The sequence below is a fragment of the Numidum massiliense genome (genome assembly GCF_001375555.1).
In the GTDB taxonomy this organism is placed as follows: domain Bacteria; phylum Bacillota; class Bacilli; order Thermoactinomycetales; family Novibacillaceae; genus Numidum; species Numidum massiliense.
Window position 1 is genome coordinate 2,409,344 of sequence record NZ_CTDZ01000009.1, and the last position, 20,203, is coordinate 2,429,546.

Here is a 20,203-nt window from a genome sequence, read left to right on the forward strand (position 1 = left end):
GCGGCGCAAGCGCTAAATGGGATTGGTATACTTCGGGTAAAGGAGGAACAGGCCGATCCAACCTGATGGTGAAATTCACCTTTGGCGTTCCTACTCCTTGGGGGCCTATCGGATCTAACTATTCTAGTCGTGTACTTACCGTTGTTAAGTCTAACGGCTCTCACTACGCTAACTGACCTTTGTTCATAAAAGGGGATTAGATAAATGGAACAGAAAAATGTTATCGAGTGCCGTCACCTCGTGCAAACATACGGCACGAATGAAATCCTCAAAGGGCTTAGTTTCAAAGCTCAGCCCTTTGAGATCACTTTTTTAGCCGGTAAAAACGGGGCCGGTAAGACGACCTTCTTTCGCATTGCGACAGGGCTACAAAAGCCGACAAGCGGTTCGGTCACTTTTGCGGGGAAAAGCAGTGGCGAGATTAGAGATCAACTGGCTGTCGTCTTCGATCATGCACCTTTCTACCCGTCGCTCAACGGATATAGTAATATAAAAATCTTGTCAGGGATACATAAAGTAGATAAAGAGTGGCAATCCTTCGTTTTCCACACGTTACATTTGAACGACACGTTACTCAAACAGAAGACCAAAAAATTGTCATTCGGACAGCGACACCGCCTAGCTGTAGCCATTGCTCTGTTGAGGAAGCCAAACTTTTTACTGTTGGACGAGCCTTCAATCGGACTCGATCCCTCTTCGTGGCAAGCTGTTAAAAATAGCCTCCACCACTGTACGAAACTAGGTGCAGCAATTATTATCACCGGACAAAATTTTTCTGACGTTGAAGGATTTGCTAATCGAATGGTCGTGATTAATGACGGTACTGCCGTTTTTTCCGGTTCACCCCGGGAACTGATCAAACGTCAACCGCATACTGTCGTCATAAAATCGCAAGAAACAAAAAAAATCACAGCTCTGTATCCTCAAGCTGTAAGAGATGACAGTGGTCAATGGATAGAAATCGCCTGTGCCACTCTTGAAGAGGCAGAAACAGTCATCCATCGTATACAGTCCAGTCGCATTCGTTTTCGTGAAATATTTATTCGTAAAGCTAGTCTCGAACAAGCCTTTCAAACGATGATGCATCATCGGACGTTACCAAATCGTAAAATAGGGTGATTATTATGAGGATTATTCACTGCCTGTTCCGAGAAAATCATGTCATGTTACGAAGTCGGTTAGTGCAATGTACGTTGATCCTGCTACTTGCAGTTCTTCTGCTTGGCTTTGTCGCTTCTTTCTCGCAAGTGCAGACAGCGGAACAACACCTAAACCGTGTCAGCAAAGATCTATCTGCTACAACAAGTGATGAATACAGCGAAACGGTAACAATTGATATGAAAGAGAGTATAGAATTAGTGCAATCACTATATGAAAGCTTGCATCCAGACGTTGCGCCAAATTATACGTTGCTCATCATCGCTTATCTTGGAGTTATATTAGTAACGATTATTGGTGCGCATCTTACCGGTCAAGAGTTTTCTCATCGGACGGCAGCGATTCGTGCCGCGCACGACGGATGGAGCAAAATATTGGCCACGAAGCTCGTTCTTCTCGTCGCAATATGTGTATTCCTGAGCGTTGTTGGATTTGTGATTGGACGGCTAGGTGGTTATATCTCTTGGCCGATTGCCCAAGAACAATCACCACTCGCACAGGCGCTTAAAGGTTTTCCTACAACCATTTCTTATTGGCAACAAATTTTGTTCGTCAGTTTAGGTCTGTCATTTTACGGATTACTAGGGATGCTCATTGCGTTAATTACACGTAGCCGCCTAGCCGGTATGCTAATCGGCATCGCAATACCGTATGTCGAGATGTTTATACCAACGTGGTGGATCCCCTACACGTCGTATGCCAATCTACTCACTCAGTTATTTAGGTATAATGGCGCTAGCATTGTTGGCGAACCGAATCAAGTCGTCGTTACGATTTCTGCTAATTTGGCTTGGCTCATGTTAAGTATGTGGTTTGCCGTCCTAGCCGCAACTTTACTTTTAGTTGCGAAACGACAAACTGTTAGGTAGTCGTACAGTTTTATAAAGCAGGCTCAATCGGATTTGTTAATGGCTACGGCTCCGTCGGTCTCAAGGCATCCCCTCGGGACGTCTAAATGAGAGAGAACGCTACGTTCGATGCCACCACCACCAGCGTCAATAGTGTCTCCCTCCAGGATAATTCCATACCCCGGAACATTAACGCCACGCCGATTCTTGTCCATGACAGGCGTCGTGCCCTTAGGCCAGATCGGTGTGGAAAAACCGGGGGCATCCGCATGGGTGCTTTTGAGGTGAAGGCACTTACTATCCTTGTCGTATTCTACTGTGCCGAGGATCTGCATATCCATGCCACCCTCGAGATCGTGAATGAGGATAACTGGGTCTTCCCCCATAAAATAGTATGGCCTATGTTGTATCGATGTACTTTGACAGCCGATCAGTACCGATACGCATAACATAACGACGAGCCAGCTCACTTTCCTCCGCATGCCGCTTCCCCCAAGATCAATTCCCTTCCTATGCGTTCAACCTAGCAAATTAATATGTGACATTCAATAGGCATTGACGATCGTTCACACGTGGTTTCCTACAACTTTTACCTAATCGCCATTCCTCCCTCTTAATTAACCCTAGCTGCCTGTTAGTTCAACACTCAGCTTCCATATGCGGTCTACATTCTCGGGATTGGCGGCATAACTAGGATAAGTTCCCGAACCGAAAATATTTTTAAATTGTGCAAAGCCTTCTTCATTAGCCGCTATCTGTACAACCTCTCTCTTATGATTGATTAACTGTCCAGTAACATGCTTGAATTCATGCGAGGTGCATATATGAAAATAGTTTTCTGCCATGCCTGAAGGCGGGGGATTGATCACATTTTGAGCCCGTGCTAATATTCTCCAGTAGGAACGCATTTTTTGAATGGTCTCTTTCGACAACTTTACTCGGTTAACTTGCAAAGCATTAATCTTGATTCCCCGTTCTTTATATTCTTCTGCCATTTTGAAGCTCAGCATCAACAATGCCATTTTTGAGTCGCCATACATTTTGTAGACACTGTAAGGCCGTGAATCACGGAATTCACCGCGCAAATTGTCAAATTCGATTGTCCTTCTCGGATCGAAAAAATGTTTGATATTTGTCGTGCACACATTTAGGATTCTCGGATCCGGCGATTTTTCGAGATGGTCTGCTAATAGACGTGTCAATAAAAATGGACCGAAAGTATTCGTCGCAAACGTCAATTCGATATGATCGGGGCTGAGTTTATATTCGTCTTCCCCGTGATTCAAGTAGGCGGCATTATGAATCAAAATGTCCAGCCGCGGATACTTGGTTTTTAATGACGCGCAAAATGTACGGATCGACCCGAAAGAAGAGACATCCAGTTTCATTAAATCGACGTTGTCATTGTTGGCTGTTGCCGCAATTTCGCGCTGTACGCGTTGGCTGATCTCCATATTACGGCAAGCCATGATCACATGATACCCTTCTATCGCAAACTTGAGTGCCGCCGCTTTGCCAATTCCAGAATTTGCTCCCGTAATGACCACGAATTTATCCTTCATTAGCTCCTTCCCCTTTCCGGTACGAACTATTTATGACCCTAATAATTAGAAATTATATGTGTTTCACTCGGCAACTATAAGAGTCCAGAGGATGATTTTATATAGGACGAAAGGCGGAGAACAAACAATCGCTTCCATCAACGGTTATCCAGTCTTTCACCTAACAGCCTTCGACCTATGGAATATAATAGAAAAGAAAAAAAGCCCTTAGTGCAAGGGCTTATGTGTACCAAGGACACTTGGCGTGTCCATCAGGCCTCCCCAGGTAAGAACGCAGTCTTCCCCTCCACCTATCCGCCTCATTTACTTGGTATGGCCTTTGGCAGAAAGGACTTTGTATGGAGTCAGCGAACAGCGAGCACTTCCTTCACTTCGTCAGCCCCAACCGCGACAAGCGACGATGCAAGACGACCCCGATCGATGCGGCGAGGAACGATTTAACAACGGCACCGAGAATAAACGGCACAAACCCGCCAAAAAATGCCTGCTGCCACGAAAACCCGGAAACGAACTTTAACTGTACAGTTCCCGCTATCAAAATAATGACCGTACCGAGGACGTTAGCGACAAACGCCCACAGGATTCCCGGTTGCTCGCGCCGTTCCATTAACCACCCGATCAAAAATGCGGCGAATGCAAAGGCTATAATATAGCCACCTGTCGGACCGACGATGACGTGCATCCCGCCACTAAGTCCGGCAAAGACGCGCATCCCGACGGCCCCGAGTAACACGTAAATCGCCGCAGACAGGGCACCGTACCTCGAACCGAGAAGGATTGCCGCTAGTCCGAGACCGACCGTTTGCCCCGTCTCCGGCACAGGAGTAAACGGAAGAGGAATATGTATTTGCGCACATATCGCGGTAAAACCAGCGAACAGTGCGGCCATTAGCTGCATGCGTAAACGTTCAGAGCGCATCCGATGACCTTCTTTCATTTCATGATCGTTACTATACTTCTCATACCATTACTCATTGTAATGATAACTTAAGAAAAAAGTCCAGTATGATCGCAAAAAAAAATACACACCCACGCAGCGGGGTGGCAAAAGTGGTGAGAATGGTGGTATCACGTCGTAATGGTATCACGTCGTAGTGCGCTCATTTACGCTCAGTTATTCCTCACACTTACGCATTAGGTAGTTCCGGAATAGCTCCCATAATATGTTGCACGGAGAATTGAACACACGGGATGTGCGTCGAACGGACAGGTTGTTCGCCGGTGTAAATATCGTGTAAGGTGTATCCCTGTTCATTATCTTGCGCCATATCTTCTTTGGCATCTTGCTCGGCATTTTGCACGGCATCTTGCTCGGGTAGCACGTATTGTTCGAGCAGTTCGTTCTGCGGATCGATAATCCAGTATTCGGGAATAGCAAAAGAAGCGTAGGACTTCAATTTATCGTGCTTATCCCGTTTGGCTGTCGCTGGAGATAAAATCTCGACCACTAGATCAGGGGACCCTTCGATTCCGCGCTTCGTCACGATATGGAGCCTGTCGCGCCGAATCATTACTAAGTCCGGTTGCCGCACCTCGTGAGGGGAAAGGATCACATCCAAAGGCGCGTGAAGCACCACATAGTTTGCTTCGCACGTTTGCAACATTTTATGTAACAAATGGACACTAACAAACTGATGTTTCGGTGAGGGGGAAGGTCCTAGCTCCTCCAGCGTCCCCGCGACAAGTTCATATCGCATAGCGTCGTCTGGTAACGTTGCGTAATCGTCGTAAGTTAACTGCCCCTCTTTAACGGTCAGCCGATCGTCTTTCACATCGTATCCTTTCGCGCTACTCGTACGATCTTTTTTGTTCCTAAAGTCATCGGGCTCCCTAGTCCAATTGGAACGATTTTTCTTATACACCTTGCTCACCTCTAAACTCACGCTGTTTTCTCGTAAAGCTACCTCGCTTCTTAGCCCGTACGCTTTAGCCACACACAATCAATTCTTACCCTTCCTCCCAATAACGGCGTGCACCGCAAAATTCGTGAATGTTTTTATACGTAGAAAAAGGAATGAGCTCCACACAGTTACCCGTGTCTGGCGAATGAATCATGTGATCGTCCCCTGCATACATCCCGACGTGGTGAACGGCCCCTTTACCACTCTCATACGCAAAAAAGACGAGGTCACCCGGCTGTAGTGCCTCCCGCGCGATTGCTGTTCCGCCCGTGCTCTGATCGTCTGCATCACGGGGGATCGTCACTCCGATCGCGCGGTGCATCGCGTAGACGAAACCGGAGCAGTCGTAGCCAAAGGCAGACATACCGCCCCACAAATACGGCAACCCAAGAAACGCCTTCCCCGCGTTTAGCACGTCGGCACCGGTTGTACCCGGTAGCTGTCTGACACCAGAGGCGATGAAAACGTCATGCTGCCGTAAAAACTGTACCCCATGCGGCGTGGCGACCTGCACCCACTCCTCGCCAGCCTCAATGAGCGGCAACCGCGTTTGGAAGCTAATTTCTAATGATTCACCTATCTTGTGCTCTCCTGCGGCCACTTCCTCCGACTTCGTTGCAACGCCCCGCTCAGGGTCTCCGTCGTCACCTCGCTTTTCCTTGTATAAAAACGCCGTCGGCTCGGTAACGACGACTGTCTCCCGTTCTACACGCCCGCTGTCCACCGGAAACAGTTCCGCGCGCAACGCTTCCGTCAGTGGCCGCAGTTGGCGTTGCGGGATCCAACCCGGGTAACCGCGCCCGTCTTTTTTCGACGCTTGTTCCGGGATGACGACTTCGAGCCACTCGCCCTGCTCACCGATTGCCGTCACCTGCTGGCCATATAGCACTTGCGTCTGCACCCGATTGCTGTTACACAAGTCGAGTCGTTCCTCAACAGTCATCCGTTCGAGCCAACCTTTTATGTCTACCGGATTCGTCAACGCCTGTTCATCGATCGCCCGCGGCGATGTCGGTGCCGTCCACACAGTTGCCACCGCGACGTCGACAACCCAATCTATCTGTTTCATCGTGTTCGCTCCCCATCAAAGTATTGCTTGCCATAGCGATTATCAAAGTAGCCATTTTCAAAGTAGTGTTCGTCACGGCGATTTTTAAAACAAGGTGTTCGACCATCTAAGGCCGAACACCCACTCTACATTTGCATAGCTATAAATTGACGCAGTCACGCGGTAAAACCTATCTTCCTTGCTTCCAAGATTGCTCACTGCAGCTCTGCCAGTCGCTTCCCTCGAGTCGCTCCCTTGAGTCGCTCCCTTGAGTCGCTTCCCTTGGGTCACTGCCCTTGGGTGGCTTCCCTTAGGGGACTTTTGGAAGATACTATCGGATTCACCGCTACATGGCCCCTAGGTCGTTTACCGCTACAGTACCCATTACTGCTCGATGTCGGCCCACTTCAGTTCCATGTAACCGACTGGGTGTCTAACGATGTCCTTCACTTTCTCGTTTTGTAAGTAAACGCGGCTGTAGAAGTATAACGGCGTAATAACCGCATCGTCGAACAAAATTTGTTCCGCCTCGTGCATAAGCTCAAACCGTTTCTTCTCGTCCGCTTCCTGCTTCGCCTTTTTGATCAGTTCGTCAAACGTTTTGTTGCTCCAACCCGTCCGGTTCATCGTGCTACCTGTGACGAAGCTTTCCAAGTAGTTAATCGGGTCAGCGAAGTCAGCGAGGAACGACGAACGGGAAAACTGCAACTTGAGGGCGGATTGGTCGTCCGACAACACTTGCCACTCTACATTGACGAGCTTCACATCGACGCCGAGCGTCTCCTTAAACATTTGCTGCAACGCTTCGGCGTTCTTTTTATGTTTATCGTGTGTGTTGTACGTCAGCGTAATTTCGGGCAGTTTGTCGTATCCTTCTTCTTTCATCCCTTTTTCCAGTAGCTTTTTCGCTTCATCGGGGTCAAACTTGACGTAATCGCCGCCAACTTCGCGGAAGTCACCGCCCGCTGCATCTTGGAAGCCGTAAGAGACGAACGCAGCGGCTGGCTTCTCGCCCGTTTTCAACACGTAGTCGGTCAAGTTTTGCCGGTCGATCGCTAGGCTAAACGCTTTGCGGATGTTTTTGTTGTCGAAGGGCTTCATCGTCGTATTGAAGCGGTAAAATTCCGTTCCCGCTTCGGGCTCAACGTTTACTTTTCCTTCTGCATACAGTTGTTCACTCATGTCTGGCGGGAGTTCCGACGTGTGCAGCTCACCCGTGTTGTACAGTTCGTATTCTGTCGCCACTTCATCGATCATTTTCCAGACGACGCGATCCAGCTTCACCGTATCCGCATCCCAGTAATTTTCGTTCTTCTCCATCACAAGCTCGCTGTCGTGTTTCCACTCCGTCAGCTTGAAGGGACCGTTACCGACAAACGTCTTCGCCTCGCGGTGCCACTTTGCATTTTCTTCCGCGACCTTTTGGTTGATCGGGAAGAACGGCGGGTTCGTTATGACGTGCAAAAAGTACCCTTGCGGCGCTGCCAACGTCACTTCCAACGTTTTGTCGTCTTTCGCCGTCACCTTCATGTCGTCGGCTTTGCCTTTTCCGGAGTTAAACGCCTCGGCACCTTCGATGTAGTAGCTCAAGAAAGCAGCCTCAGAGGCAGTTTTCGGGTCGGCGAGTCGCTTCCACGCATATTCAAAGTCGTGTGCCGTCACCGGGTCGCCGTTCGACCATTTGGCGTTGTCGCGGAGCGTAAATGTGTACACTTTGCCGTCGTCAGACACGTCGATCTTCTCAGCCATCGCCTCCTTCGGTTCGTTGTCTTTGTCCAAGCGGACGAGCCCTTCCATAATGTTGTTCAACGCGTTGTACGAAACGGCGTCAAAGGCGACCGGCGGGTCAAACGATTTAGGCTCTTGCCCGTTGTTCAAAAGCAGTACTTTTTCCTTACCGGCGCCTTTTTCCTCCGCTTTTTCCCCTGTTTTCTGCCCTTCGCCTGCTTTTTCCGCGTTCTTTCCCCCATCTGGCGCATCCGTGCCAGTCGTCGTACAACCTGCTAACAGTGCTAAGACAAGGACACTAATGAGTAAATACGACAACAGTTGCTTTCTTTTTCTCAACGTTCATTCACCCTTTTCTATCATTTTTTTACTGCGAAATGACTTAGTACAATATATGGTTATGACGCCCTCATTTACTACCATGAACAGAATCGCTTCATGACAAGATCGCATGAATGGGAAAATCGTCTGTACAACCCGTTGCACGCAATCTGCAGACGATCCCGCGATAGTATGCTAGGAACGTCAAAAACACCGATAGTAGCTTTTGCGAAACGTTTTTACGCCGCCTGTTTTACGCCGCCTATTGTTCGCATCGACCTTAACGCATCGCTGGTTGCCCCTCTCGAACTGCCTCGCGCACCGCTTTGGCGCGATCGTCTTGCAGCCAACAATTGACTGCGTGACCGTTACTGATGGGCGTCGCCGGGGGTGCAAAACGGTCGCACACTTCCATTGCGTACTTGCACCGCGCCACGAACGGGCACCCTTGTGGCGGGGCGAACAGATCGGGTGGCGTGCCGGCAATCGGGATCAGCGGTCGGTTGCGGTCGCCGTCTAAGCGGGGAACCGACTGTAGCAGCCCTTTCGTGTACGGGTGCTGCGCCCGATAAAAGATGTCGCTAAGCGTCCCTGTCTCAACAACTTGTCCAGCGTACATAATGTTAATGCGATCGGCGATTTGCGCCACGACTCCGAGGTCGTGCGTGATCATAATAATCGAGACACCGGTTTTCCGCTGTATTTCTTTAAACAAATCGATAATTTGCGCTTGGATGGTCGGGTCTAAAGCGGTCGTCGGTTCATCGGCGATGAGGACGGACGGCCCGCAGACGAGAGCGACCGCAATCATGATCCGTTGCCGCATCCCGCCGCTAAACTGGTGCGGGTACTGTTTCAACCGTTCCGCCGGATTCGGAATGCCCACTTGGGCGAGCACCTCAAGCGCCTGCTCGCGCGCCTCTGCTCGGGAAACTTGTTTATGTTCGCGCACAGCTTCCATGATCAGTTCACCGATCGTAATCGTCGGGTTGAGTGAGGTCATCGGATCCTGGAAGATCATCGCTATTTCTGCACCGCGCAGCTTGCGAATGTCCCGCTCCGTCATCCGCGTGATTTCTTTTCCTTTAAACAAAATGCTACCCGCGGTGATTTTTCCAGGCGGATCGGGAATGAGACGCATCAAGCTTTGCGCCGTCACACTTTTTCCACAGCCGGACTCGCCGACGATCGCCAGCGTCTCCCCTTCGCGCAAAGAAAAGTTAACCCCGCGCACCGCTTTCACTTCGCCGCCGTACGTCTTAAACGACACGTGAAGGTCTTTCACTTCTAATAATGACATCCGCTTTTCACTTCCTTAATTTAGGATCGAGTGCATCTTGTAAACCGTCTCCCAACACGTTAAACGCAAACATTGTCAAGGAGATGAAGAACGCGGGGAAAAACAGCCGCCACCAATAACCAGACGTAATCGTCGGCAAAGCGTCGTTCGCCATCGTCCCCCAACTCGCAAACGGCGATTGCACGCCTAATCCTAAAAAGCTTAAAAACGCTTCCGCAAAAATAGCAGACGGAACGGTCAACGTCATCTGCACGATAATCGGTCCCATCGCGTTCGGAATCAAATGTTTGCGGATGATGCGGGCAGAACTCGCGCCGAGCGAGCGGGCGGCCAACACGTATTCATAGTTTTTGAGTTGCAGCACTTGTCCGCGCACGATGCGCGCCATCCCAACCCAACCGGTGACCGTCAACGCGACGATAATCGTCACCAAGCCCGGCCCCATCACGACCATAATCAAGATGACAGTCAACAAATACGGTAACCCGTAAAGAATTTCCACGATGCGCATCATCATGTGATCGGTGCGTCCACCTTTGTAGCCGGAAACGCCACCGTAGATAACCCCGATGAGCACGTCGATGACTGCGGCGGCAAAGCCGACGAACAAAGACACGCGGGCACCGTACCACGTGCGCACGAAGACGTCTCGGCCTAACTCGTCCGTGCCAAACCAGTGCTTCGCCGAAGGCTTCTTGTTTTGGTCTTGCAATACTTGGTCCCCTGGGCCGTACGGCGTCAGCATCGGACCGACAGCAGCCATCGCCATTAATAGTATGAGTACAATGAGGCCAAATACGGCTAGTTTGTTTTTAAATAGGCGCCGCCTCACATCGGCCCAATACGAAAGTTGCGGCCTGAGAACTGCTTCTCGCTCGCGTGCATCCGTCTCTTTTAATACGAATAAGTCTTTATGCACCTCGTTTTTCCCGCTGCGATTAGATACTTGGTGGCGACTCCTTGCTTGTGAAGATTCCATACTACCGCTCCTTCTCGTAGAGCTTAATCCGCGGGTCTACTAATCCGTATGCTAAATCGACGAGAAACAGCATTAAGATGAGAAAGCCGCCGTAGAACACCGTCGTCCCCATAATGACGGGATAATCGCGGTTGCCGATGCTATCGACGAAATACTTTCCCATACCCGGGATGGCAAATATTTTTTCAATGACGAAACTACCTGTTAGTACCGATGCAACTAATCCGCCGAGTAACGTAATGACTGGTAGTAGCGCGTTGCGCAGCGCGTGCTTTAGGACGACCTTCGTCCGGGACAACCCTTTGGCGACAGCGGCGCGCATGTAGTCTTGCGTCAGTACGTCTAACATACTCGAACGCGTCAAGCGAGCGATGATCGCCATCGGGCTGAGCGCTAGCGCAATCGACGGCAAAATCATATGTTTCCAACTCGCCCACGTCGCGACTGGCAGTAAGCCCCAATTGACGGCCACCCACCGGATTAAAAGCGTTGCCATAACGAAGCTCGGAACGGAAATGCCGATGACGGCGAAAGCCATCGCAAAGTAATCCATGAACCCGTTATGTCTAATAGCAGCGATAACGCCGAGGGCAATTCCGAACACGACGGCAATCGTTAACGCGACGACACCAAGTTCAAACGACACGGGAAAACCGCGTGCCAACAACTCATTGACAGATGCGTCTTTTTTAATCGACGGGCCAAAGTCAAATTTGAGCAATGACTGCAAGTAGAGGACGTACTGCACAGCGAGCGGCTTGTCCAAATTGTAGTGTGCCTCTAAATTTTTTTGTACCGCTTCACTCGTCATATGGTCGCTGTTAAACGGCGAACCAGGTACCGCGTGCATGAGAAAAAATGTTAACGTAATGATGACCCACAGCGTAATGACGGCTGCGACGAGTCTTTTTCCGATGTACTTCAGCATCGCAACTCCTACTTTCCGAATAGTAAGATAACGTCTGTTCTTAAGAGTCAATTATAGTAGACGCCAGTTGTCACCCATAAGTTATTAGGTTTATTTTAGTCTGTATTTACAATTTAATCAAGCGGTAGAATGCGCTTGCAAAAAGGTTGAACAGGGAGCGGTTCCCATGCCGTTTACGGCACTTAGGCACCTACGGCACGGGGAACCGGATCAGTTTCACGCCGCACTATTTTTGCAGCCTATTTTTGCAGACGCTTTTCCAACTCCGCTTTTTCTCGCTCAAAGCCCGGTTTACCGAGAAGGGCGAACATGTTCTTTTTGTACGCTTCGACTCCCGGCTGATCAAACGGGTTGACGCCGAGGAGATAACCGCTAATCGCACACGCTTTTTCAAAGAAGTAGACGAGCTGTCCAAACACGTGCGGCGTAATGGCCGACACTTCGAGGACGAGGTTCGGCACGCCGCCGTCCGTATGGGCGAGTAGCGTCCCTTCAAACGCTTTGCGGTTGACGAATTCGACCGTTTGCCCGGCTAAATAGTTTAACTTGTCCAAGTCGTCTTCGTCCGTTTCAATGGTGCGCGATGCAGGGACGTCGTTCACGACGAGAACTGTCTCAAACAAGTGGCGCATCCCCTCTTGTATGTACTGTCCCATCGAGTGCAAATCGGTGGAAAACTCGACAGCCGCCGGAAAGATTCCTTTGCCGTCTTTCCCTTCGCTCTCGCCGTACAGCTGCTTCCACCATTCGGAAAAGTAGTGCAGCGCCGGTTCGTAGTGGACGAACAATTCTGTCGTCTTCCCTTTGCGGTATAACGCGTTACGCACCGCCGCATACGCGTAACAATCGTTGTCCACGATCGTCGGCGTCCGGTAGCGCTCTGCTGCCGCCGCGGCACCGGCCATAATCGCATCGATATCAATGCCGGCAACGGCAATCGGCAACAGCCCGACCGCAGTGAGGACGGAATAGCGTCCACCGACGTCGTCGGGAATCGTAAACGTCGCATATCCTTCTTCGTCAGCTAACTGCTTCAGTGCCCCTTTTGCTCGATCCGTCGTGGCAAAAATGCGCCGCCGCGCTTCTTCGACGCCGTATTTGTCTTCCATATATTTACGCAAAATGCGGAAGGCGATCGCCGGCTCAGTCGTCGTCCCCGATTTGGAAATAATGTTAAGCGAGACATCTTTTCCTTCTAGCACTTCAAGCAAGTGCGTCAAATAGGTGGAGCTAATGTTGTGCCCGGCAAATAACACTTGCGGCGTACCCCGCTTTTCCCGCGGCAACTCATTGTAAAAAGAATGGTTCAACATTTGAATGGCGGCGCGCGCCCCGAGGTAAGAGCCGCCGATCCCGATGACGACAAGGACGTCGGAATGCTGCTGAATTTGCGCCGCTGCCTCTTTAATGCGGGCGAATTCTTCGCGGTCGTATTGCGTCGGCAAGTCAACCCAGCCGAGGAAGTCGGCACCTGCCCCCCGCTTGTCATGTAACTGCTCGTGGGCTAAGCGAATCGCCGGTTCAAGGTTCGTCATCTCGTGTTCGGCAACAAATGGTGCCGCTGTTTTGTAATTAAAGCGTAGCGAATCGGTCACTTGTACATTCCTCCAATGGTAGTAAAACATGATGATGTCAAAGATGCGTTCGTAGCGACCCTGTCCAAGCACCTATGCCTTTTGCTGCTGCTTTGCCATGTATTCTGCTGCGAGTTTGTCAATTTCTTTTTTCAACTCTTCGACCATCGTCGCTTCCGGTACTTTGCGAATAATTTCCCCGTGGCGGAACAATAGCCCTTCGCCGCGACCGCCGGCAATGCCGATGTCCGCCTCGCGCGCTTCGCCCGGACCGTTCACCGCACAGCCCAACACGGACACTTTCAACGGGACTTGTAAGTTGGCGATGTATGCTTCGACCTCGTTAGCGACTTTAATGAGGTCGATCTCGATTCGCCCACACGTCGGACACGACACGAGTGTAGCCGCGTTCGCGATGAGTCCGAAGCTCTTCAGCAATTCGCGCGCAACTTTTACTTCTTCGACCGGGTCAGCGCTCAAGGAAATGCGAATCGTCGAGCCGATCCCGCGCGACAAAATCGCTCCCAAACCGGCTGCGCTCTTCACAGTTCCGGCGAACAGCGTACCCGATTCGGTAATCCCGAGGTGCAGCGGGTAGTTGAACTTCTCTGCTGCCTTTTCATACGCCTCGATCGCCAGTGGCACGTGGGACGCCTTAAGCGAGACGATAATGTCGTGAAAGTCCAGCTCCTCTAAAATCCCAATGTGGTACAACGCGCTCTCCACCATGCCGTCCGCCGTCGGATACCCGTATTTTTCCAAAATACGTTTTTCCAGTGATCCGGCGTTGACACCGATGCGAATCGGGATGCCGCGCTCTTTCGCCGCTTTGACGACGGCCTCTACCCGTTCGCGCTTCCCGATATTGCCCGGGTTGATGCGAATTTTATCTATCCCGCCTTCAATCGCCTTCAGCGCTAAGCGGTAGTCAAAATGTATATCCGCCACAAGCGGAATGTTAATTTGTTTCTTAATATCGGCAATCGCTTCAGCCGCCCGCATATTTGGGCAAGCGACGCGCACAATTTGACAGCCGGCTTCTTCTAAGCGGTGAATTTCTTTAACCGTAGCTGCGACGTCCTCCGTTTTCGTCGTCGTCATACTTTGGATAATCACTTGGTCAGTACCGCCGATCGTCAAATCGCCAACTTTAACTGGACGAGTATCTTTGCGATGAAACATCGTTAACGCCCCTTTTTGTTAGTCCGTATCTCTATACTATCGTATGCAGTCACCTTGTGTCTGAACGATGTTGGTAAAAAACTTACGTCTCCCCCATTATATCACTTATTCGAGGCGTGCCAACACGTCTGATGATAGGCCGGAGGCGGCTTTCTACGGCTCTAGGTGGTACACACTCCCGCGAAACTGCACCTCCGCGCGGCGCTTGGCACCGGTAAGCGTCAGGGTAAACGGGCGCTCTCCCCGCTCGAGCAACGTTTGGCCGACGATGTCGCCCGCTTCTGACCGGTCTAAATGTCCCGAACGGCTTGATCGATTCGACTGACTCCGCCGATCCATGTGATGTGCGCGATCCTGATGAAGCACGTGATCCGACTGCTGCGCTCGTTCCGAATGATGTGGGCGCTGTAAGCGTTCCGGCCGACAAAACACGATGTCGACATCACCTAGCCGCAGGCGATGGCAGTGCGCACCGAGCTCGGCATTAAACGCTTCGCCACCGCTAGGAAGTCCGAAGAGTCGTTGCCAGTGAGCAGCCGTCTGCCCCGGATCGTGTGCAGCGTAAAACACTTCTTTTAAACGCAAGTTTCCAGCGCTATGTGGGGCAATGGTGCCATTCATTTGTAAATCAGTCCGCCGTTCCTCATCACTCTGTCCCCATTGGATAAAGAAAGGCAGCGGGAGCGCCTCAAACGGACCGTCGACGAACAGCATGCGCCAAGCGAGTGTTTTTCCGTCAGCACGGGTGCGGCTGCCGTCAGTGAGTGTCACGCGGGTCCCGGTACGTTCTATGTGAGCGGCTAACCTTTCGATATCGCCCGTGCGGATCGCGAGTTGTCCCAAGCCTTCCCCGCGCGGCAAATCGTGCAACAGTTGCCCGACGAGCGGGTTGTCTATGACGCGCCCAGCGATCTCTATACGCTCGACTGCTAACCATTCGATATACGATAAATCAAAGTAGCTGAGTACATTGTAAGTGCCCCAGTTAACGTGTTGGCCCCCCGCAACCGCGTGAAACCCGTTTTGCGCGAGTTCCGCTAACAGTTCTGTCGATCTTGTGGGATTAATAAAATGTACCACGTGATCGAGGACGAGCGTCCCCTTTTCCATCAGTACCAGTCCTTTCTTTTACTTTGATTGGCTAATGTCTATTATTCCATACAGCGCAACCGCAACCTATTGATTGTGTCCAGTTTTTTGTCTAGAATCTATTATGGGTACAAGTGAGAGTCAACTTGCAATCTAAAGAGACACTCTTAGAGGCGCTGTTTACATAATATTCAAAACTGGGACACCTACCATTTACCTTTACAAACAGAAACAGGAGGCCAACTAAGTATGGAGACGTTGATTAAACCGGACGACACGTGGTTATTGTGGGCTTTTTTAGCCGTATGGGCGGGGGTAAGCATTTATTTAGAACAGACGTTTCAATGGGCAGCAAAAGTATCGGGGGCGATTATCGCACTCATCGGGGCGATGGTGCTCGCCAACCTTCACGTCATTCCAACGGATTCACCCGTGTATGACGCCGTATGGGCATACATCGTACCCCTCGCGATCCCGCTATTGTTGTTTCAAACCGACTTGCGCAAAATATGGCACGAAAGCGGTCGTATGCTCGCGATGTTTTTATTGAGTGCGATCGGTACCGTCGCTGGAGCGATCGTTGCCTTTATGACGCTAAAAGACGTCATTCCCGGAGCAGAAAAAGTTGCCGCGATGATGAGTGGCTCATACATCGGCGGTACGGTTAACTTTGCGGCGATGGCCAGTAAATTTGAGGCGCCAAGTGAACTTATCTCCTCGACTGTTGTCGCCGATAACCTCATGATGGCTCTCTACTTTTTCGTGCTCATCGCCATTCCGGCGCTCGCTTTCTTCCGTAAACGGTACAACGCGCCCCACGTTGCTGCGGTCGAAGCGCAGACGGCTGATGGGGAGGCAAAAACAACGGCCGCCGCTTACTGGGGCCGCAAAGAAATCTCTCTAAAAGACATTGCGCTCACTGTCGGTGCTGCTTTTGCGCTAGTCGCGCTCTCGTTCACGTTAGCCAGTACATTTGCTGAAAAGATTCCTTTCGGGGAAGACGTGCACATACTACTTAACGTTGCCCACAGCATTTTCGGAGACAAATATTTAATGTTGACGACGATCACGCTAATTGCCGTCACTTGTTTTCCGCGCTTCTTCGCCAACATTCGCGGCGCACAAGAAATTGGGACGTATTTGATTTACTTTTTCTTTGTCGTCGTCGGGGTACCGGCGTCCATCAGCGTCATCGTGCAAAATGCACCGCTCTTGTTCGTTTTCGTCTTCATTATGGTGGCCTTGAACATGTTGTTCTCGTTCGTTTTCGGGAAGTTGTTCAAATTTGACCTCGAAGAAATCATTTTAGCGAGTAACGCCAACATCGGCGGACCGACGACGGCAGCGGCGATGGCGATCGCCAAAGGGTGGACGAAACTGATCGTCCCGACACTGCTCGTCGGTACGCTCGGCTACGTCATCGGTAACTATATCGGCTCGGCTGTCGGCTTTTGGGTACAAAGCATGATGCCGTAAGGAGGCTCTTGTCATTGAGATCAACTGCTTATCTCCCGATTGCGCCACGCTTCGCGCAACATCGCGTACACGTGGTGGTCGACAAAGCGGTCGTACAGCCACTCTGTTTCTTTGAGTACCCCTTCGTGGGTAAACCCTAGTCTTAGCGGGACTTTGCAGCTGCGTTCGTTACCTGTCGCACAGCGAATTTCGACTCGATTCAGTTGCAGCTCACCAAGCGCGTAATCCGTCAGCGCCCGCACCGCCGCCGTCATTAGTCCGCGCCCGCGAAAATCGGCTCCTAACCAGTACCCGATACTTGTGCGGCGGTTGCGCCAATCCCAAAAATGATAACTGACGACCCCTGCGATCTCCCCGCGAAACCAAATACCGCAGTGAAACCCATCGTTATTCGCGAACTGCTTTAATCCCGCGCGAATAAATTGCAGCGTGTCGATGGCGTCGAGCGTTTGGTCTATCCATGGCAACCATTCGCGCAGCGACGCTCTGTTGGCGTCCGTAAGCGCAAATAACGCCTTAGCGTGTCGCTCTTCTAACAGGCGCAGCTCTGCCCCTTCAGTAAGTGGATAGTAAAACATCGTCTCACCTCAACATGTTTTATCTCATAAGTTTCTTAGTATCTATTGTACATATTATCGGGCGTTTGTAGAATACATGCCGTGTCAAACGATAACTAAAACGGTTCCTAAGTTAAATACGTACGAGCCCACCCTCCCACTATAAATTCCAAAAAAAAAGACCATCAGTCTACCTGATGATCCTTAACTGTTCAGTATTCCTATACTATAGTCCCTTTAAGTGCACGCGCATTTTCTCGTAGCCAGCTTATGCGCGACGCTGTATCTTCCGTGACCCGTTTAATCAGCTCGGTGCCGATCACGACGCCATCTGCACCGGTTTGTAACACCCGTTGAATGTGCTGTGCATTTTTTATGCCGAAACCGACGTACAATGGGAGGCCGGTCACGCGGCGCAACGCCTGTAAGGTCGAGGCGAAGCCGGAACCGATCCCCTTGCCCGTGCCTTCCTTGCTCGAGCCGATGTACACGAACCCTGACGGCTGTCGCACTGTCTGCCAATCGTCTGCCGCAGTCACAAAAGGAATGTGCGCTGTGCCTTCCATCAACAGTGGCCGTTCCGGGCATAAAATCGCGTCGAACAACGCCGTGTGCTGGCGCAAAAACGGTTGATTAAAACTTTCGTCATAACCCATTAACACGATCGGCAGTTGCGGATGGCGAGCGCGTACTTTCGCAAGTAGTGGGATTAAGTCGTCATCCGTATAACCGTTCCGCATCACTTGTGCGTGCGCGCCTGCAATGATTTCCCCGTCCATAAACGGATCTACCGCAGGCAGTCCGAGTTCCAGCGCAGCCATCCCGTGAGCCACCAACTCGTCAATCGTACGCAAACACGCCTCGTGGGACGGATAATTGGCCAGTAAATAATAGGTAATTCCCTTCTGGCCACTCTGCTTGAGTTGTTGCAAACGACTTAAAACCATGACAAGATCGCCCCAATGATCGGTCCGTAAAACGTGTAGTCCGTCTCACTCAACACGCGCATGACCGCCTCGTACTCACCGACGTAAGGTAGCAACAACGCTTGTCCAAAGATCAAGATGAGCCCATTTATAAAGGAACCGATGACCGCTCCGCGCCTTCCCCCGGTCGCGTTACCGAAAATGGCCGTCACCGCACCAGTGAAAAACGTCGGGATTAATGCCGGAAAGACGATGACCGGGTATTTGATCCAACCGAGGATGACCATGCCGATCAAGCCTGCGGTTAAACTGGACAAGAAGCCGACAATAACCGACGTCGGATGGTTCGGGAACAACAGCGGCACGTCGAGACCAGGCGTCGAATTCGGCACCAGTTTTTCCGAAATGCCGTGGAAAGCTGGGATGATTTCTGCCAACATCATCCGCACCCCGGTTATAATAACCGTAATCCACACCCCGAACTGAATCCCTTGTAAGATGGCAAAGGCAATAAAGTCTTTGCCGCCACTCACATTTTGTTCGACGAACCCTTTGCCTGCCGCCAGTGTGACGACTAAGAAAAACAACACCATAATGACACTGAGGGCAATCGTCGTTTCGCGCAAGAAGTTCAGTTTTGCCGGCAGTTTAATGTCTTCCAAATTACGTTTTTTGTTGCCGACGACTTTTCCGAGATGACCAGAAATAAAGCAGCCGACGGAACTAGAGTGACCGATCGTAAACCCTTCGCCGCCGGGAACGTACTTCATGAGCGGCGCCACCATCGCCGGTGTTAGCGTCAAATAGATTCCTAACATGAGCGAACCGATCCACACGATATTAATTGTACTCAAGTTCGTACCGACCGTCAGTAAAGCGGCAATTAAACCGGCGTAAAAGAATGACACGTGAGCCGATAAGTGGATATACTTAAAGCGAGTAAACCTCGCCAAAAGCACGTTGATCAAAAAACCGAGTGTAAAAATTAACGTTGCCGATGCGCCGTACGCAGCCATGCCGGCGCCCATCGCTTTGTCGATCGACACAATTTCCGCTTCCATGCCGAACAAGTGTTGCAGCATCGGTTGTAACGGCAACAGTGTCATACCCATACTTTGCGCACCAGTTAAGATCAATAGAAACCCGACGATACTTTTGACCGTCCCGGATACAACTTGGTCAAACGACTTCTTTTGCAACAATAACCCGACTAAGACGACAAGGCCTACTAGAAAAGACGGTTCACTCAGAAAATTACTGCTAAAATACACGATGAATGAGCTGAGCGTGTCCAACGTTTACACCTACTCTGCGTGGATTATTTGTAAGAGCTCTTTTTTCAGCGTTTCTCGGTCCATCAAGTTAGGTAGTGCGATCACTTTCGCCTGCACGTTTTGCAGCAATTGTGCGAGTTCCGGTGTCGTGATGATCACGTCGGCATCTTGCCCGCCGCTAACTGATCCGATATCAACGGCGTTGACGGTACCTTCAACACCTTCCTCTTTTAAAATCTTCTCTGTAAATACTTTGAGCATCATACTGCTCCCGACCCCTGCACCGCAAACCGTTAACACTTTCAACATAATCGTTCATCCTTTCACAATTGGTATGTTCCTACTACGAAGC

19 protein-coding genes are annotated in these 20,203 nt (G+C 50.7%); 3 read left to right on the forward strand and 16 right to left on the reverse strand.

Going from position 1 to position 20,203, the window contains the following annotated elements:
• Positions 1-204 precede the first annotated feature (204 nt).
• Both BN1247_RS11415 and BN1247_RS11420 read left to right on the forward strand, forming a co-directional pair.
• Positions 205-1,119 carry an ABC transporter ATP-binding protein gene (locus BN1247_RS11415; protein WP_054950498.1) on the forward strand — a complete coding sequence of 305 codons (915 nt, stop codon included), beginning with the start codon at positions 205-207 and terminating at the stop codon, positions 1,117-1,119.
• 128 nt (positions 1,120-1,247) lie between these two features.
• Positions 1,248-2,027, forward strand: a complete 780-nt coding sequence (locus BN1247_RS11420) for a hypothetical protein (RefSeq protein WP_187119775.1) — start codon at positions 1,248-1,250, stop codon at positions 2,025-2,027.
• Between the two features lie 23 nt (positions 2,028-2,050).
• On the opposite strand, the gene BN1247_RS18010 is transcribed toward BN1247_RS11420, so the two are convergent.
• The 12 genes from BN1247_RS18010 to BN1247_RS11480 form a co-directional block, all read right to left on the reverse strand.
• Entirely contained in the window at positions 2,051-2,392 is a 342-nt protein-coding gene (locus BN1247_RS18010; RefSeq protein WP_187119776.1) for a hypothetical protein, read from the reverse strand.
• A gap of 237 nt (positions 2,393-2,629) precedes the next feature.
• Positions 2,630-3,568, reverse strand: a complete 939-nt coding sequence (locus BN1247_RS11430) for an SDR family NAD(P)-dependent oxidoreductase (RefSeq protein WP_054950501.1) — start codon at positions 3,566-3,568, stop codon at positions 2,630-2,632.
• 367 nt (positions 3,569-3,935) lie between these two features.
• Positions 3,936-4,487 carry a biotin transporter BioY gene (locus BN1247_RS11435; protein ID WP_054950502.1) on the reverse strand — a complete coding sequence of 184 codons (552 nt, stop codon included), beginning with the start codon at positions 4,485-4,487 and terminating at the stop codon, positions 3,936-3,938.
• 208 nt (positions 4,488-4,695) lie between these two features.
• Positions 4,696-5,430 carry a Uma2 family endonuclease gene (locus BN1247_RS11440; RefSeq protein WP_082416054.1) on the reverse strand — a complete coding sequence of 245 codons (735 nt, stop codon included), beginning with the start codon at positions 5,428-5,430 and terminating at the stop codon, positions 4,696-4,698.
• A gap of 85 nt (positions 5,431-5,515) precedes the next feature.
• Complete coding sequence (locus tag BN1247_RS11445) at positions 5,516-6,538, reverse strand: C40 family peptidase (RefSeq protein WP_054950503.1); 1,023 nt, start codon at positions 6,536-6,538, stop codon at positions 5,516-5,518.
• Positions 6,539-6,901: 363 nt separating this feature from the next.
• Positions 6,902-8,584: a peptide ABC transporter substrate-binding protein gene (locus tag BN1247_RS11450; protein ID WP_054950504.1), complete on the reverse strand. Its 1,683-nt coding sequence runs from the start codon at positions 8,582-8,584 to the stop codon at positions 6,902-6,904.
• Positions 8,585-8,846: 262 nt separating this feature from the next.
• Positions 8,847-9,866 (reverse strand): ABC transporter ATP-binding protein, encoded by a 1,020-nt coding sequence (locus BN1247_RS11455; RefSeq protein ID WP_054950505.1) that lies wholly within the window; start codon positions 9,864-9,866, stop codon positions 8,847-8,849.
• A 7-nt stretch (positions 9,867-9,873) separates the two neighbouring features.
• Positions 9,874-10,845, reverse strand: coding sequence for an ABC transporter permease (locus BN1247_RS11460; protein ID WP_054950506.1), 972 nt, complete (start codon positions 10,843-10,845; stop codon positions 9,874-9,876).
• A gap of 1 nt (position 10,846) precedes the next feature.
• A complete protein-coding gene (locus tag BN1247_RS11465; protein WP_054950507.1) occupies positions 10,847-11,773 on the reverse strand; it encodes an ABC transporter permease in 927 nt (308 codons plus the stop codon).
• 239 nt (positions 11,774-12,012) lie between these two features.
• A complete protein-coding gene (locus tag BN1247_RS11470) occupies positions 12,013-13,368 on the reverse strand; it encodes a glucose-6-phosphate isomerase (RefSeq protein WP_054950508.1) in 1,356 nt (451 codons plus the stop codon).
• A gap of 72 nt (positions 13,369-13,440) precedes the next feature.
• Positions 13,441-14,529 carry a flavodoxin-dependent (E)-4-hydroxy-3-methylbut-2-enyl-diphosphate synthase gene (gene ispG, locus BN1247_RS11475; RefSeq protein ID WP_054950509.1) on the reverse strand — a complete coding sequence of 363 codons (1,089 nt, stop codon included), beginning with the start codon at positions 14,527-14,529 and terminating at the stop codon, positions 13,441-13,443.
• Positions 14,530-14,682: 153 nt separating this feature from the next.
• A complete protein-coding gene (locus tag BN1247_RS11480; RefSeq protein WP_054950510.1) occupies positions 14,683-15,639 on the reverse strand; it encodes a VOC family protein in 957 nt (318 codons plus the stop codon).
• Between the two features lie 228 nt (positions 15,640-15,867).
• On the opposite strand from BN1247_RS11480, the gene BN1247_RS11485 reads away from it, so the two are divergent.
• The gene (locus tag BN1247_RS11485) at positions 15,868-17,094 is read left to right on the forward strand and encodes a DUF819 family protein (RefSeq protein ID WP_054950511.1); all 1,227 of its coding nucleotides are present in this window, start codon (positions 15,868-15,870) and stop codon (positions 17,092-17,094) included.
• 20 nt (positions 17,095-17,114) lie between these two features.
• Here BN1247_RS11485 and BN1247_RS11490 read toward each other — a convergent pair whose 3' ends face one another.
• The 4 genes from BN1247_RS11490 to BN1247_RS11505 all read right to left on the reverse strand — a co-directional run bounded on the left by BN1247_RS11490 (position 17,115) and on the right by BN1247_RS11505 (position 20,160).
• Positions 17,115-17,672, reverse strand: coding sequence for a GNAT family N-acetyltransferase (locus BN1247_RS11490; protein ID WP_054950512.1), 558 nt, complete (start codon positions 17,670-17,672; stop codon positions 17,115-17,117).
• A gap of 200 nt (positions 17,673-17,872) precedes the next feature.
• Positions 17,873-18,583, reverse strand: a complete 711-nt coding sequence (locus BN1247_RS11495) for a tryptophan synthase subunit alpha (RefSeq protein WP_187119777.1) — start codon at positions 18,581-18,583, stop codon at positions 17,873-17,875.
• A 5-nt stretch (positions 18,584-18,588) separates the two neighbouring features.
• Positions 18,589-19,848, reverse strand: coding sequence for a PTS ascorbate transporter subunit IIC (locus BN1247_RS11500; RefSeq protein ID WP_082416055.1), 1,260 nt, complete (start codon positions 19,846-19,848; stop codon positions 18,589-18,591).
• A 33-nt stretch (positions 19,849-19,881) separates the two neighbouring features.
• Positions 19,882-20,160, reverse strand: a complete 279-nt coding sequence (locus tag BN1247_RS11505) for a PTS sugar transporter subunit IIB (protein ID WP_054950515.1) — start codon at positions 20,158-20,160, stop codon at positions 19,882-19,884.
• Between the last annotated feature and the right edge of the window lie 43 nt (positions 20,161-20,203).